Below are 15,130 nucleotides of genomic sequence, written 5' to 3'. Positions count from 1 at the left end.
CCGGGCCGTCCCTCCCCGGGACCCGGCACTCTGCCGCCCGGAGGGGCTAGGCGCCGCCGCGGTGCACGCTGAAGGCGGAGCGGCGGGCCGCGCGGGCGACGGCGGGGTCGGGATGGACGCCCGCGACGGCCGTGAGGACCGAGGCCGCGCGGGGGTGGCCGGACTGGCGGGCCCGGTTGAACAGTCGCACCGGCTCGCCCGCCGAAGCGCCCTCCACATGGCCGACCAGCAGCTCGGTCTCACCGTGGTCCAGTACGGCGGCGGCCGTGTCCACCCAGAGCCAGGCGGCGTCCACCGCCCCGAGCACATCGGCCGGGGAGACCCCCTCGTCCGACTGCTCGGCCAGCCAGAGCAGCGCGTAGGGCCGCAGCACCGGCTCGTCCACGGCGGCCCGGACGCCCTGCTCGGCGGTGCCCCCGGCGACCCGGAGCGCCTCGAAGGCGAGCCCGCGCAGCAGCGCGTCCTCGCCCCGGGCGGCGTCCAGCAGCTCGGCGACCGCGCGGTCCACGGGACGGGCGGCGACCCAGGCCCGGTACTCGGCGCGGGCCGGGCCCGGGGAGTAGTTGGCGCAGGCGTCCAGCAGCTCCAGGGCGCTCTGCTCGATGTGCCCGGCGGCCGTCTGGGCGACCGTGCAGATCTCCTCCAGCTTGGCGCGCACGGCCCAGTGCCCGAGCAGCGAGAGCTCCGCGGCCTCGTCCCGGCGGACCAGGGCGCCGACGGCGGCGAGGCCGTCCAGCATCCAGTCGAGGACGGCGGCGACGTCGGAGGGGGCGACCGGCGGGGAGTCCACCTGCGGCTCGCGGCAGGTGCCGCGGACGGCGGAGACGGCCGAGGCCGCGTGCGGGACCGGGGAGAGCGCCAGGGTGCCCGTCCCGACGCCGTGGCGGCGCTCGTCCAGGCCCCGGCGGAGCAGCTCCAGCAGCTCGCCGTCGGAGACCGGGCCGTCCACCAGGTGCAGGAAGGACAGCAACTGCGGCGCGTGGTCGACGGCCTGCCCGGCGAGCACGGCGAAGACCCCGCGCATCGCGGCGGGCGGAACGGGGGCGACCAGCGTCCAGGAGTCGAACAGCGCGGACCAGCCCCGGATCACGGCCTCGTCGTCGTGCTCCCAGGCGTGCAGCCGCCAGCCCGGCCCGGCGCCGCCCTCGCGCGGCTCGACCAGGCCCACCAGCAGGGCCTGACCCCAGGCCTTGGCCGCGGCGCCGACCGTCATCGCCAGGGCGTGTCCGGCGTCCCGGGCGTCCTCGGGGAGCAGCTCGCCCCGGCGGTCGACCTTGTCGAGCTCGCCGGCCCAGCGCGCGATCCGTACGGCGTCCGCGAGCATCCGGCGGGCCAGCGGGGCGAGCTCGGCCGGAGCGGGGAAACCGTCGGGCACCGGGACTCTCCCGCGCCCCGGCTTGGGTGCCGGGACGCGGCGGCGGGCTCCGGCGGGGTGGCCGGGGTACGCGCCGTCGGCGCGGCGGGCCGCACCGGGCAGACGGGTCACCGTCGCACCGGTACCGATCGTCGGCTGGAGCGGGGCATCACGGTCGCGCGGGTTCCGAGACGTCACGCCGTGCAGTCTTCCCCGTGCACCGGCCTTCTGTCACATCGGGTTCGGCGCGTCTTCGGCTGCCCGGTGTGAAGAGGTGGAAGAGATCGGGCAACAACCCGCAAACCGGGCTTGACATTCGAATGGTTGGCTTGTTCTGACTGTCGTGCACCCAACAAATCGATCGACCATCCGCCAGATCCGCACCGGAACCGGACCCTCGACACTTCCAGCTAATGTGATTGAATATCTACGGAGAGTGACAGTGTTTTCAGAGTAGCGGAGTGAGCCAGCGCCTCAGCACCTCGGCGTAGCCGTCCGAGTCGGCGTTCCAGAGCTGGGCGTGCTCCGCGTCCGGCACCTCGTGCAGGCTCACCAGGTCCCAGCGGCGGTGCGCCAGCCGGCGGGCGGCCTCGATCGGTGCGATGCCGTCGGCCGGGCTGCCCAGCAGCAGGGTCGGGAGGTGCAGGTCAGTACCGTCCGCGAGACGGGCGAGGGCCGCCGGGTCCACCTTGGTACGGCCTTCGGCGGCCAGGGCGCCGAGCTCGGCGAGGACACCCGGGACACCGGCGCGGACGCTCTCCCGGCGGACGCTCTCCTGCCAGTCGAGGATCGGGGAGTCCAGCACCAGTCCGGCGACCGACTCCCGCCGGGTGGACCTGGCGGCGGTCAACAGGCACATCGTCGCGCCCAGCGACCAGCCGTACAGCACGACCCGTCCCGCGCCACTCTCCAGGGCGAGCCCTACGGCCGCCTCGACGTCCCGCCACTCTGTCTCACCGAAGTGGCCGAGTCCGTCCGGTGGGTGCGGGGCGTCGGCGTCGCCCCGGTAGGTCACGGTCAGCGTCGGCAGTTTCAGCGAGTTCAGCACCGGGAGCACCGGGAGCGCCTGGGTGCGGTCGGCGCCCGGGCCGTGCACCAGGATCACCCAGGTGCCGCGCATGGCGTGGACGTACCAGGCGGGCAGCAGCCCGAGGTCGCCCTGGGCGGCGGTCTCGGTGAAGTCGAGGCCGAGGGCGGTGGCCGGATCGCCGAGGTGGACCCGGGGGGTCAGCTCGACCTCGGTGCCGACGGTGAGGGTTCCGCTGTCGGCACGCTCCAGCCGGCGGGTGACGGTCTGGATGTCGGTGCGCAGCACCCCGCCGACCACCGCGTGGCCGCCGCCGGCCCACTCCAGCGCGTACCGGCCCGCGCGTACGGTCTGCGGGGCCCGGGTGAGGGTGACGTGTCCGGCGGCGACCTCGTGCACCCGCAGTGTGGCGGCCAGGCCCGGCTTCCCGGGCTGCGGACGGACCGTGCGCTCGGACACCCTGCGGCCGATCAGGATGACCGCAGCTCCGGCTCCTACTGCGGTGGCCGCCACGGCGGCGGCGGTTCCCCAACGCATAGTGCTCCCCGGTGTGACCTTCATGGGCGGTACCTTCCAGTCCACTCTCCGCACGGCGGGCCTGCCACCGGGGCGTAGTCCGTCCGTGCGGACGGTGGGCCGGGCCTTCGCGGCGGCGGGCAGCCGGGCGGCTCCGCGGAGCCGGCGCCACCCCCGTGCGGTGTGCCGCGCGGTGGGCGGTGGACGGCCGAGACGGCTGTGATCAAGCCCTCCGCGCGGTTTGTTGACTCCCGGTCGCGGACCGTGGTGGGATCTTTCAGCCAAACGGAGGCATGCAGAGGAAGCCGGTGCGAATCCGGCGCGGTCCCGCCACTGTCACCGGGGAGCACGCTCGACTCATGGTCACGGCGGTCCGGTCGTCCGGCTGCTGGAAGGCCCGAGGGTGTGTCCGACCCGGGAGCCAGGAGACTCTCGCCCCCGGTACGTCGATCCAGGGCGCGGACCCTGAGTGAGGACACGCACGCCATGCAGGCTGCCCTGGCCGCTGTGCGGCCGCCGTTCGACCCGGCCGTGCCCGCCTTGCGGTCCGCCTCCGCCGCTGTGTCCGCACCGTGCCCCGCCTGAACCGCGCCGCCGCCTTCGCACTGGGCAGTGTCGCCGGCTACCTGGCCGACGCCGTCCTCGCCGACCCCCGGCGCGGGCATCCGGTAGCCGTCTTCGGTGCCGCCGCCGGGCGGGTGGAGCGCGCGCTCTGGCGCGACCGGCGGGCGGCGGGCGCCGGGTACACCGCAGTCTGCGTCGGTTCGGTCGCGGCCGGGGCGCACCTCGCCGAGCGGGCGCTCGGGCGCAGCCGGTACGGGCAGGCGGCGCTGGCCGCCGCCGCGACCTGGACGGTGCTCGGCGGTACCTCGCTCACCCGGGAGGCCAGGACGATCGGCCGTTCGCTGCGGGCCGGCGATCTGGCCGCCGCCCGGGAGCGGCTGCCGCACCTGTGCGGCCGCGACCCCAGCACGCTGGACGAGCAGCAGATCGCCCGCGCCGTCGTCGAGTCGGTGGCCGAGAACACCGCCGACGCCGTGGTCAACGCGCTGGCCTGGGGTGCGCTGGCCGGTACGCCGGGGCTGCTCGCCTTCCGGGCCGTCAACACGCTGGACGCGATGGTCGGTCACCGCTCGCCGCGCCATCTGCGCTTCGGCTGGGCCTCGGCCCGGCTGGACGACGTGGCCGGCTGGCCCGGTGCCCGGCTGACCGCCCTGCTCACGGTGGCCGCCGCGCCCGAGCCGCGGACCGCCTGGCGGGTCTGGCGCCGGGACGGCTCCGCGCACCCGAGCCCCAATGCCGGGCAGGCCGAGTCGTGCTTCGCCGGGGCGCTCGGGGTGCGGCTGGGCGGGACGCTGCGGTACGGCGAGCGGGTGGAGCACCGGCCGGTGCTCGGCGGGGAGTTGCGGCCGGTCGAGGTGGCGGACATCGAGCGGGCGTGTCAGCTCTCCCGACGGGTCGGGGCGTTGGCGCTGGCGGTCACCGTGACCGGGCGGGCGCTGTGGACCTGGCGGCGGGGGCGGTCGTGAGCGGCAACCCGGGAACGAGTGGCCGCAGAAGGACTGTTGAGTGGAGCGGAGGAGCATGAGCGGGGCACTGCTGGTCGCCGGGACGACCTCGGACGCGGGCAAGAGTGTGGTCACGGCGGGCATCTGCCGCTGGCTGGCCAGGCAGGGCGTGCGGGTGGCGCCGTTCAAGGCGCAGAACATGTCGCTCAACTCCTTCGTCACCGCCGACGGCGCCGAGATCGGCCGCGCCCAGGCGATGCAGGCGCAGGCCGCCCGCATCGAGCCGGAGGCTGCGATGAACCCCGTGCTGCTGAAGCCCGGCGGCGACGGCCGCAGTCAGGTGGTGCTGCTCGGCAGGCCGGTCGCCGAGGTGGGCGCGCTGGACTACCGCGAGCGCAAGCCCGTACTGCTGGAGCGGGCTCTGGAGTGCCTGGCCGATCTGCGCAGCCGGTACGAGGTGGTGGTCTGCGAGGGCGCGGGCTCGCCGGCCGAGATCAATCTGCGGGACCGGGACATCGCCAACATGGGGCTGGCCACGGCCGCCGGACTGCCGGTGGTGGTGGTCGGGGACATCGACCGGGGCGGGGTCTTCGCCGCGATGTACGGCACGCTGGCACTGCTCTCGGCCGAAGACCAGCGGCATGTCGCGGGCTGGTTCGTCAACAAGTTCCGGGGCGACGCCAGGCTGCTGGCGCCCGGTCTGGAGATGCTGCGCCAGCTGACGGGCCGCCCGGTGCTCGGCACCCTGCCGATGCTCTCCGGGCTGTGGCTGGACGCCGAGGACTCGCTCGACCTGACCACGGTGGTGGACCGGGCGGAGGCGAGCGGGCCGGTCGGCCGGGACGTCCTGCGGGTGGCAGTGGTGCGCTTCCCGAGGCTCTCCAACTTCACCGACGTGGACGCGCTGGCGCAGGAGCCCGGCGTGCTGGTCCGCTGGGCGACCCGGCCCGAGGAGCTGGCCGACGCCGACCTGGTGGTGCTGCCCGGCACCCGGGCCACCGTCGCCGACCTGGCCTGGCTGCGCGAGCGCGGCCTGGAGCCCGCACTGAAGGCGCGGGTGGCCGCCGGGCTGCCGGTGCTCGGGATCTGCGGCGGTTACCAGATGCTCGGGCGGGTGATCGTGGACGAGGTGGAGTCCAGGGCCGGCGAGGTCGCCGGGCTCGGCCTGCTGCCGACCCGGGTGGTCTTCGGTGCCGAGAAGGTGCTGGCCCGGCCGGTCGGCGAGGCGCTCGGCGAGCGGGTCGAGGGCTACGAGATCCACCACGGTGTGGTGTCGGTCGAGGGCGGCGAGACCTTCGTCACCGACGGCCGCGGACACGGCCTGGACGGCTGCCGCCTCGGCCCGGTCTGGGGCACCACCTGGCACGGCGTACTGGAGAACGACGCCTTCCGCCGCCGACTGCTGCGCCGGATCGCCGAGTCCTCCGGGCGGGAGTTCGTCCCCGCGCCGGACACCTCGTTCGCGGCGGCCCGGGAGGCCAGGCTCGACCGGCTCGGCGACCTGATCGAGGAGCACGCCGACACCGATGCGCTGTGGAAGCTGATCGAGAACGGGGTACCGGACGGACTGCCGTTCCTTCCGCCCGGTGCACCGCGACTGATGGAGAGCTGAGAGCTGATGAGTGACCTCCCGTACCCGTTCACCGCGATCGTCGGCATGGCCGACCTGCGGCTCGGGCTGCTGCTCAACGCCGTCTCCCCGGCGGTGGGCGGGGTGCTGGTGCGCGGCGAGAAGGGGACCGCCAAGTCGACCATGGTGCGCGCGCTGGCCGGCCTGCTGCCGTCGATCGCAACCGTGCCCGGATGCCGGTTCGCCTGCGACCCCGCGGCGGCCGATCCGCAGTGCCCGGACGGCCCGCACGCCCCGCAGCCCGCCGAGCAGCGCCCGGCGCACCTGGTCGAGCTGCCGGTCGGCGTCTCCGAGGACCGGATCGTCGGCTCGCTCGACCTGGAGCGGGCGCTGGCCGAGGGCGTCAAGGCCTACGAGCCGGGACTGCTGGCCAAGGCGCACCGGGGCGTGCTCTACATCGACGAGGTCAACCTGCTGCAGGACCACGTGGTCGACCTGCTGCTGGACGCCGCCGCGATGGGCCGCTCCTACGTGGAGCGCGAGGGCGTATCGGTGCGGCACGCGGCCCGGTTCCTGCTGGTCGGGACGATGAACCCGGAGGAGGGCGAGCTGCGTCCGCAGCTGCTCGACCGCTTCGGCCTCACGGTCGAGATCGCCGCCACCCGCGACCCGGACGAGCGGGCCGAGGTCGTCCGGCGGCGACTCGCTTACGACGCCGACCCGGCGGGCTTCGCCGCGCGGTACGCGGACGACGAGCGGGCGCTGGCCGAACGGATCACCGCGGCACGGGAGTTGCTGCCGAAGGTGGCACTCACTGATCTGGCGCTGCGTCAAATCACCGCCGTGTGCGCGGCGTTCGAGGTGGACGGCTTGCGGGCGGACATCGTGATGGCCCGGACGGCGGTCGCGCTGGCGGCCTGGGACGGGCGCACCGAGGTGGCGGAGGAGGACGTCCGCCGGGCCGCGCGGCTCGCCCTGCCGCACCGGCGCCGGCGCAACCCCTTCGACGCGCCCGGGCTGGACGAGGAGCAGCTGGACCGGACGCTGGCGGAGCACTCGGAGCCGTCCGGCCCCGACGAGGACCCCGGCCAGCCCCTCGACCAGGACCCCGATGGCGATGGCGATGACGACGGGCCGGGCGACGGCGGCCCCGGTGGCGGCGGTGGAGCTCCCGCACCGGGTGACGCCCCCGACGGCGCCGCCGCCGCGCAGAGCGAGCCCGCCCCGGAGGCGGGCGTCCCGCCGCAGGGCACGGGCGGCGGCGCCAAGGCGCCGGTGGCCGCCGCCGGAGACCCGTACCGGACCAGGCTGTTCAAGGTGCCCGGCACCGGGAAGGGCGCCCAGGGCCGCCGCTCCCCCGCCGAGACCGACGGCGGGCACACCGTCCGGGCGCGCCGTCCGCAGGGCGCGCTGCACCGGCTGCACCTGAGCGCCACGCTGCGCGCCGCCGCCCCGCACCAGCTGGCGCGGGGCCGCGACTCACGCGCCCTGGTGCTGCACCGGGACGACTTCCGCGAACAGGTGCGCCAGGGCCGGGAGTCCAACCTGGTGCTGTTCGTGGTGGACGCCTCCGGGTCGATGGCCGCGCGACAGCGGATGACGGCGGTCAAGGGCGCGGTGATGTCGCTGCTGATGGACGCCTACCAGCGCCGCGACAAGATCGGGATGATCACCTTCCGGGGTTCGGCCGCCGAGCTGGCACTGCCGCCCACCTCCTCGGTGGAGGTCGGCGCCGCCCGGCTGGAGCAGCTGCCGACCGGCGGCCGTACGCCGCTCGCGGCCGGCCTGCTGCGCGCGCACGAGGTGCTGCGGGTGGAGCGGATGCGCGACCCGCACCGCCGTCCGCTGCTGATGGTGGTCACCGACGGCCGGGCCACCGGCGGGCGGGACGCGCTGGCCCAGGCCGGGCGGGCGGCCGGGCTGCTGGCCGGGCAGGGCGTGGCGAGCGTGGTGCTGGACTGCGAGTCCGGCCCGGTGCGCCTGGGGCTCGCCCGCACCCTCGCCGCCCAACTGCGCGCCTCCGCAGTGACCTTGGACGAGCTGCGGGCCGACGGCGTCACCGCACTGGTCCACGCGCACCGCACCGCCTCCTACGACCGAAAGGCAGCCTGAGCCATGCCGAAGGGCATTCCCGAGTCCGTCCCCGATGACGGCCTGACGACCCGCCAGCGTCGCACCCTGCCGATCACCGCCGTCCACACCGGCCCCGGCAAGGGCAAGTCCACCGCCGCCTTCGGGATGGCGCTGCGGGCCTGGAACCAGGGCTGGTCCATCGGGGTGTTCCAGTTCGTGAAGTCCGCCAAGTGGAAGGTCGGCGAGGAGAACGCGCTGCGCGTGCTCGGCGCCTCCGACCAGGGCGGCACGGTGGACTGGCACAAGATGGGCGAGGGCTGGTCCTGGCTGCAGCGGTCCACCGAGATGACGATGTCCAGCGAGGAGGCGGCCAAGGAGGGCTGGGAGCAGGTCAAGCGCGACCTGGCCGCCGAGCGTTACCGCTTCTACGTGCTGGACGAGTTCACCTACCCCATGCACTGGGGCTGGGTCGACGTGGCCGAGGTGCTGGAGGTGCTGGGGGAGCGCCCCGGCAGCCAGCATGTGGTGATCACCGGCCGCTACGCGCCCGAGGAGCTGACCTCCTTCGCCGACCTGGTGACCGAGATGACCAAGGTGAAGCACCCCATGGACGCCGGCCGCAAGGGCCAGCGCGGGATCGAGTGGTAGTCCGACGCACGTGAACATCCCCCGTCTCGTCATCGCCGCGCCGTCCTCGGGCGCGGGCAAGACCACCGTCGCCACCGGGCTGATGGCCGCGCTCTCCGCCCGGGGGCTCGCCGTCTCCCCGCACAAGGTCGGCCCGGACTACATCGATCCCGGCTACCACTCGCTGGCCGCCGGACGGCCCGGGCGCAACCTGGACGCGTATCTGTGCGGCCCGGAGCGGATCGCGCCGCTGTTCCTGCACGGCGCGGCCGGGGCGGACATCGCGGTGGTCGAGGGCGTGATGGGGCTGTTCGACGGGGCGGGGGGCCGCGGGGAGCTGGCGTCCACCGCGCACGTGGCCAAGCTGCTGCGGGCTCCGGTGGTGCTGGTGGTGGACGCCTCCTCGCAGTCCCGGTCGGTGGCCGCGCTGGTGCACGGCTTCGCCTCCTGGGATCCGGAGGTCCGGCTGGCCGGGGTGATCCTCAACCGGGTCGCCTCCGACCGGCACGAACTGCTGCTCCGCGAGGCCCTGGAGGAGGGCTCCGGCGTCCCGGTGCTGGGCTCGGTGCGGCGGGCGGCCGGTGTGGCGACGCCGTCGCGGCACCTGGGCCTGATCCCGGCGGTCGAACGCTCCGCGGAGGCCCTGCGGGCGGTGGGCGACATGGGTGAACTGGTCGCCGCCTCGGTCGATCTGGACGCGCTGGTAGCGCTCGCGCGCAGCGCGCCGCCGCTGGACGCCGAGCCGTGGTCGGCCGCCGGGGAGGTGTCGGCGGTCCCCGGGCGGCCGAGGATCGCGCTCGCCTCGGGTGCGGCGTTCTCCTTCTCGTACGCGGAGAACGCGGAACTGCTGGCGGCGGCCGGGGCGGAGGTCGTCCCGTTCGACCCGCTGCACGATGCCGGACTGCCGGACGGCACGGCCGGCCTGGTGATCGGCGGCGGGTTCCCTGAGATGTACGTCAGCGAGCTCAGCGAGAACGCGGCGCTGCGCACCTCGATCGCCGCGTTGGCCGCCTCCGGTGCGCCGGTGGCCGCCGAGTGCGCCGGACTGCTGTACCTGGGCCGGGAGTTGGACGGGAAGCCGATGTGCGGCGTGCTCGACACCACCGCCCGGATGACCGAGCGGCTCACCCTCGGCTACCGCGAGGCGGTGGCCGTCCGCGAGAGCGTGCTCGCCCCGGCCGGCCTGCGGGTCCGCGGGCACGAGTTCCACCGCACCGTCTGCGAGCCCGGCTCGGGCCCGCAGCCCGCCTGGGGCTGGCGCGGTCCGGACGGGCCGCGCACGGAGGGCTTCACGGCAGGCTCGGTGCACGCCTCGTACCTGCATCTGCACTGGGCGGGCGCACCGGCGCTGGCCGAACGGCTGGTCCGCGCGGCGGCCGGGTACCGCACGGCCTGATCTGCGGCCGCGTGGATCCGGTGCTCCGACTCGGCCGCAGCGGAGCCGAGCCGCTCCGCACGGGTCGTCGCCGCAGGCGGTGGCGACCACGCCGGCCCGGGGCGGCGGTGCGCTGACGGTGGTTCAGCCTCCGGTCCCGTCCGTCACCGGGACGCCGTGGATGTTGCGCGCGATCGCCTCGGCGGGCAGCGCGCACCGCAGTGCCCAGTAGTAGACGGCCAGCGAGAAGGCGACCACCACCAGGATGTCCCACCACAGCGGCAGGTTGCCGGCGGCTCCCGCGCCGAAGCCGCCCTGCCAGGAGATCAGGCCCATCCCGACCAGGTAGACCGGCAGCCAGCGGCCCGCGGCGAAGTCCATCCGCGGGGCGTCCGGCAGGCCCTTGGCGTTGGCGTACCAGGCGTACGAGCCCATCAGCAGGTAGCCGATCAGGATCGCCAGACCGAGCCGCCACAGGGTGTCCCAGCCGGACCAGTAGATCACCAGGCCGGCGACCGCGAAGGCGACCGGTGAGACGACCGCGCCGCCCGGCAGGCGGTACGGGCGCTCGGTCTCCGGCAGCCGCCTGCGCAGCACCCCGAAGGCCAGCGGCGCTCCCGCGTACATCAGCACCACCGCCGAGGTGATGAAGCTGACCAGCCGCTGCCAGCTCGGGAACGGCAGGAAGCAGAGCGCCCCCGCCACGAAGGCGACGATCAGACTGACCCAGGGCACCGAACGCCGGTCCGTCCACTGGAGTGCCCGCGGGGCGTAGCCGTTGCGGCTCAGTCCGTAGGAGATCCTGGAAGTGGAGGTGATGTAGACCAGTCCGGTGCCGCCGGGGGAGATGATCGCGTCGGCGTAGAGCAGCACGGTCAGCCAGCCGAGGCCGATCAGGGTGGCGAGTCCCGCGAACGGGCCGACGATACCGGGGTAGTTGAGCCCGGCCCAGCCGCTGGTGAAGGTCTCGGGCGGCAGCGAGGTGATGAAGACCGCCTGGAGCAGGATGTAGATCAGCGTCCCGAGGGCGACCGAACCGATCACGGCCCGCGGGATGTCGCGCCGGGGGTTCAGGCTCTCACCGGCCCACTGGATCGCCTGCTCGAAGCCGAGCAGCGCGAAGATCACCCCGCTGGTGCTGATCGCCGCCAGTACGCCCTTGGCCCCGTACGGCGCGAAGCCGCGCACGGTGAGGTTTCCGCCGTGGAACCCGGTCAGCGCCAGCGTCAGAACGGTGAGCAGCGGGATCGCCACCTTCCACCAGGTGGCCGCGCTGTTGGTGTGGGCGAGGACCCTGACGCCGAGGAAGTTGATCACCACGAAGAGGGCCATCAGGCCTGCCGCGACCGCGATGCCCGAACCGGTGAGGGTGTGGTCGGGGTGCAGGAAGCCGCGGGCCCAGCTCCAATGCCCGGCATAGTTGATCATTGCCTGGACCTCGATCGGCGCGATCGTCGCGGCCTGCAGCCAGGAGAACCAGCCGAAGGACATCCCGGCGAAGCCGCCGAAGGCGTAGTGCGGGTAGCGGGCGGTGCCGCCCGCCACCGGGAACATCCCGCCGAGTTCGGCGTGCACCAGGGCGAGCAGCACGATGGCCACCGCGCCGATGCCCCAGGAGAGCAGCGCGGCCGGTCCGGCGGTCACCACCGCGTTCTTCGCCCCGAACAGCCAGCCCGAGCCGATGATCGCGCCGACCGAGGCCCACAGCAGACCGATCAGGCCCACCTCGCGACGCAGCCTGCCGTTCCCTTCCGCGCCGGACGGAGTGATCTGGTCGGTCGATGCCATGCGTTCGGCCTCTCGGGACTCTGGCGGAGGGTGCGCGGGGACCGTGCGGCGGTGTCGGGTCGGGGTGTCGCGCGGTGCGCTGACGCCGACGGTGCCGCAGATCCGGCACGGAGGAGTCCCGGCGGCCCGGACACGCGCGGGCACAGCCGCCCCTCGGCCGAGTCGTCGGATGGTATGTCCGGCTTGCTGCGGCGTCCCGGCCCGCACCCCGGCCCCCATCCCCAGCCCCGGAGGCGGCACCTGGCGGAGTCCGTCGTGCGCCGGGCCGGTGCCGGACGCACGATCGGTTCCCGTGGCCGGTCGGTCTAACCCTGCCGCCCGCTCAGTGACTTGAAGAAGTGCACGTCCTCGTGCCCGCCCGGGATGCCCAGGGTCCGACCGGTCTCCTTGTAGCCGTGGCGCTGGTAGAACCCGGGCGCCTGGAAGGTGAAGGAGGACACCACCATGCGGTCGCAGCCGCGCCGCAGTGCCTCCTCCTCGGCGGCCCGCAGGATCCGGCTGCCCCAGCCGTCCTTGCGGCTGTCCTCGCGGACCCAGAGCAACGAGACCCCGCACAGGCCGCCCCAGGTCCACCCGGCCAGCCCGCCGATCAGTTCGCCCGCCTCGTCGGTGACCTTGACCGAGAGCGTGCCCTGCTCGGCCACACCCGTGGCCGCCGCGTTGAAGGCGTCGAGCCCCTCGCTCAGCCGCTGGTTGAGGTCGGTGTCGCGCTCGCCGACGGTCAGGGTCGGGCCGCTTCCTTGATCGCTGTTCATGGGCCGGAGTATGGCAGCCGGCCCGGCCGCCCCACCTGCGATTTCCGGCCGGTCCCGGACCGGCCCTCCGGTCGGCTCGCGGCGTCCGGCAGACTCGATCGGCATGGACAACTGGTACGAGCGGTACGAGACAGCCGATGGAGTCGTCCGCATCACCGAGCCGCACGTCGACCCGCTGCTGTCCGCGAATCTGTGGTGGTTGCACGGATCGGACCGTGACATCGTGGTGGACACCGGCCTCGGTGTGGTTTCTCTGCGCCGGGAGATCCCGCAACTGTTCGAGCGGGATCCGCTGGCGGTCCTCACCCACGCACACCTGGACCACGTCGGCGGAGCACACGAGTTCCGCGAGCGGGCCGCGCACACCGCGGCGGCCCCGCTGCTGGCGGAGGGTGTCCCGGCGAGCCTGTACGGCGCCGAGCTCTACCGGCTGCTCGGCATCGACGCAGCGGGAGAGCCCGTCCCCGAGCTGCTGGTCAAGACCCTGCCGCACCCCGGCTACGACCCCCGGACGTACCGGGTCGAGCCGGTAGCCCTGACCCGCCGGCTCCAGGACGGCGACCGGATCGACCTGGGCCGCCGCACCCTGACCGTGCTCCACCTGCCCGGTCACACGCCCGGCTGCATCGCCCTGCTGGAGGAACGCACCGGGGTGCTGTACTCCGGCGACGTGGTGTACAGCGGGCACCTCATCGACGACCTGCCCGAGTCCGACGTGCCCTCCTACCGGCGCACCATGGAGTTCCTCGCGCAGCTGGACGTGTCCGTCGTCCACCCGGGCCACGGGCGCAGCTTCGACCGTGCCCGGCTCCGCGAGCTGGCCGGCGGCTACCTGCGCCGCACCGCCGGGCAGCACGGACACTGAGCGGCCTGGGTATCCCCGGCTCGGTCCAGGTCGGCTAGCCTTTTGACCGACTATCAGCCTGTAAGTAGAACTCATGGGGGAGCGGCTGTGGGATTGTGGGACGACGTCAAGGATCTGGGCAGCTCGGCGGTGCACGTCGCCGAGGACGTCTTCTGGGCCCCTACCAAGATCGCGCACTGGGTGCTGACCAAGATGTTCGGCGACCCTGACGCCGAACTGAACAAGTACGCCGCCCAGCTCGAGGAGATGAGCCACGAGGTGGAGGCGCTCGGCAAGGAGATCAACACCGCGCTGAGCCAGCTCACCTGGCACGGAGCGGCAGCTGACGCCTTCATCGCGCACGCCCAGGGCCGGGTCAAGGAGCTGAACACCGTGGCCGACGAACTCGGAGATCTGGGCAAGGAGATCAAGGGCCTCGCCGACGCGTTCTGATCCGCCCGCGTCCACATCCACACCGCACGAAGGAGTACCGCCCCGTGGGCGACCAGTTCGGATACCAGCTGCAGGAGCTGGCCAAGATCCAGAGTGACTTCCAGAAGATCACCCATCGGATGACCGAGATGAGCCAGCAGGTCGCGGCCATCAAGGCGGCCGTCGAGAACGCGGCCTCGATGGACGTCGCGGCCGGCGCGCCGTTCGGCGTCGGGAACTTCATCGCGGTCGCGGCCAACGTCGCGCACCGCGTCAAGGCCATCAAGGACAAGGCCGAGCAGTTGGAGGCGGCCAAGAAGAAGCTCACCTCGGATCTCGCCGAGGACGAGCAGAAGATCAAGCAGGTGATCTCCCAGTACCAGCAGGCCGAGCAGAAGATCGCGGATGAGCTGAAGAAGAAGCAGGAGAGCCACGAGAAGCCGAAGTCCCCGCACACCGGGACCGACGGGGTCGGTGGCGGCAGTGGCGGCGGTGGCGGTGGCGGCGGTGGCCACACCGGTGGTGGCGGCGGTGGCGGTGGCCACACCGGTGGTGGCGGCGGTGGCGGGGGTGGCGGCGGCCACATCGGCGACGGTGGCGGCGGCACCGGCGACGCGGGCGGCCCCGGCGGCCTGCACGACGGCGGTGAGATCAAGGACCACAGTCGCGGCGACTGGAGCACCCACTTCATCAACGGCTCCAGCAGCTGGGAGGACTGGCCGGCGAACAGCCACTCGCACCTGCACCCGAAGAACGGCGAGGGCGCCGGCGTCGTCGACCGGCCCAACCTCGACGGGCTCTCCGCCGACCGCCGCGGCATCGTGGAGCGCGCCCTGGAGCGCGCCGAGCACAAGCTCGGTTACAGCCAGGGCGCCGAGACCAACGGCTACCGGGTGGACTGCTCGGGTCTGGTCTCCTGCGCCTGGGGCCTGCCCGGTCCCGGCCTGGACACCTACGGCCTGATGTCGTCCAGCATCTCGCACCGCATCGGCAAGGACGACCTGCAGCCGGGCGACGCGATGATCATGGGCGACCACACCGTCATCTTCGGCGGCTGGGCCGACGCGTCCCACACCCAGTACATCGCGATCGAGGACAGCGGCAGCCAGGGCTGTGTCTCGCACGTGATTCCGTACCCCTACTACCACAACGACCAGCGGTACCTGCCCTACCGCCGCAATGGCGTGTCCTGATCGCCGGACGGTAGCAGCCTGACCGGCCCCAGCCGGACACAGGGCCCCTCGCGGTGTTCCGCGAGGGG

General features: G+C 73.8%; 12 protein-coding genes and 1 riboswitch. Of the genes, 8 read left to right on the top strand and 4 right to left on the bottom strand.

Annotated elements, in window-relative coordinates; genetic code table 11:
* Positions 1-46 precede the first annotated feature (46 nt).
* Together ABD369_RS07035 and ABD369_RS07030 are read right to left on the bottom strand one after the other, a co-directional pair.
* Positions 47-1,552 carry a hypothetical protein gene (locus ABD369_RS07035; protein WP_344635352.1) on the bottom strand — a complete coding sequence of 502 codons (1,506 nt, stop codon included), beginning with the start codon at positions 1,550-1,552 and terminating at the stop codon, positions 47-49.
* A 250-nt stretch (positions 1,553-1,802) separates the two neighbouring features.
* Positions 1,803-2,918 (bottom strand): alpha/beta hydrolase family protein, encoded by a 1,116-nt coding sequence (locus ABD369_RS07030; RefSeq protein ID WP_344635351.1) that lies wholly within the window; start codon positions 2,916-2,918, stop codon positions 1,803-1,805.
* A 251-nt stretch (positions 2,919-3,169) separates the two neighbouring features.
* Positions 3,170-3,351, top strand: a riboswitch (cobalamin riboswitch).
* Between the two features lie 118 nt (positions 3,352-3,469).
* On the opposite strand from ABD369_RS07030, the gene ABD369_RS07025 reads away from it, so the two are divergent.
* From ABD369_RS07025 to ABD369_RS07005, 5 genes are read left to right on the top strand one after another with little or no spacing between them, the layout of a single operon-like run.
* Positions 3,470-4,426, top strand: a complete 957-nt coding sequence (locus tag ABD369_RS07025) for a cobalamin biosynthesis protein (protein ID WP_344635350.1) — start codon at positions 3,470-3,472, stop codon at positions 4,424-4,426.
* 55 nt (positions 4,427-4,481) lie between these two features.
* Positions 4,482-6,017, top strand: coding sequence for a cobyric acid synthase (locus tag ABD369_RS07020; protein ID WP_344635349.1), 1,536 nt, complete (start codon positions 4,482-4,484; stop codon positions 6,015-6,017).
* A gap of 6 nt (positions 6,018-6,023) precedes the next feature.
* Positions 6,024-8,087 carry a putative cobaltochelatase gene (locus tag ABD369_RS07015; protein ID WP_344635348.1) on the top strand — a complete coding sequence of 688 codons (2,064 nt, stop codon included), beginning with the start codon at positions 6,024-6,026 and terminating at the stop codon, positions 8,085-8,087.
* A 3-nt stretch (positions 8,088-8,090) separates the two neighbouring features.
* Entirely contained in the window at positions 8,091-8,696 is a 606-nt protein-coding gene (cobO, locus tag ABD369_RS07010; protein WP_344635347.1) for a cob(I)yrinic acid a,c-diamide adenosyltransferase, read from the top strand.
* A 10-nt stretch (positions 8,697-8,706) separates the two neighbouring features.
* Positions 8,707-10,071 (top strand): cobyrinic acid a,c-diamide synthase CobB, encoded by a 1,365-nt coding sequence (locus ABD369_RS07005; RefSeq protein WP_344635346.1) that lies wholly within the window; start codon positions 8,707-8,709, stop codon positions 10,069-10,071.
* Positions 10,072-10,194: 123 nt separating this feature from the next.
* Here ABD369_RS07005 and ABD369_RS07000 read toward each other — a convergent pair whose 3' ends face one another.
* Positions 10,195-11,838, bottom strand: a complete 1,644-nt coding sequence (locus ABD369_RS07000) for an APC family permease (protein ID WP_344635345.1) — start codon at positions 11,836-11,838, stop codon at positions 10,195-10,197.
* Positions 11,839-12,143: 305 nt separating this feature from the next.
* Positions 12,144-12,593 carry a GNAT family N-acetyltransferase gene (locus tag ABD369_RS06995; protein WP_344635344.1) on the bottom strand — a complete coding sequence of 150 codons (450 nt, stop codon included), beginning with the start codon at positions 12,591-12,593 and terminating at the stop codon, positions 12,144-12,146.
* 103 nt (positions 12,594-12,696) lie between these two features.
* Here ABD369_RS06995 and ABD369_RS06990 point away from each other — a divergent pair, with 103 nt between their 5' ends.
* From ABD369_RS06990 to ABD369_RS06980, 3 genes are all read left to right on the top strand, one after another.
* Positions 12,697-13,458, top strand: a complete 762-nt coding sequence (locus tag ABD369_RS06990; protein ID WP_344635343.1) for an MBL fold metallo-hydrolase — start codon at positions 12,697-12,699, stop codon at positions 13,456-13,458.
* 87 nt (positions 13,459-13,545) lie between these two features.
* A complete protein-coding gene (locus tag ABD369_RS06985) occupies positions 13,546-13,890 on the top strand; it encodes a hypothetical protein (protein ID WP_344635342.1) in 345 nt (114 codons plus the stop codon).
* A 44-nt stretch (positions 13,891-13,934) separates the two neighbouring features.
* Entirely contained in the window at positions 13,935-15,062 is a 1,128-nt protein-coding gene (locus tag ABD369_RS06980; RefSeq protein WP_344635341.1) for a hypothetical protein, read from the top strand.
* Positions 15,063-15,130 lie beyond the last annotated feature (68 nt).

The organism is Kitasatospora cystarginea (assembly GCF_039533515.1).
In the GTDB taxonomy this organism is placed as follows: Bacteria; Actinomycetota; Actinomycetes; order Streptomycetales; family Streptomycetaceae; genus Kitasatospora; species Kitasatospora cystarginea.
This window is presented reverse-complemented; position numbering and strand designations above follow the sequence as displayed.

Bases quoted from the DNA above. Each gene is read 5' to 3' on its own strand.
- ABD369_RS07030 (WP_344635351.1), bottom strand. From the start codon at position 2,918: ATGCGTTGGGGAACCGCCGCCGCCGTGGCGGCCACCGCAGTAGGAGCC.
- ABD369_RS07020 (WP_344635349.1), top strand. From the start codon at position 4,482: ATGAGCGGGGCACTGCTGGTCGCCGGGACGACCTCGGACGCGGGCAAG.
- ABD369_RS07015 (WP_344635348.1), top strand. From the start codon at position 6,024: ATGAGTGACCTCCCGTACCCGTTCACCGCGATCGTCGGCATGGCCGAC.
- cobO (WP_344635347.1), top strand. From the start codon at position 8,091: ATGCCGAAGGGCATTCCCGAGTCCGTCCCCGATGACGGCCTGACGACC.
- ABD369_RS07000 (WP_344635345.1), bottom strand. From the start codon at position 11,838: ATGGCATCGACCGACCAGATCACTCCGTCCGGCGCGGAAGGGAACGGC.
- ABD369_RS06995 (WP_344635344.1), bottom strand. From the start codon at position 12,593: ATGAACAGCGATCAAGGAAGCGGCCCGACCCTGACCGTCGGCGAGCGC.
- ABD369_RS06990 (WP_344635343.1), top strand. From the start codon at position 12,697: ATGGACAACTGGTACGAGCGGTACGAGACAGCCGATGGAGTCGTCCGC.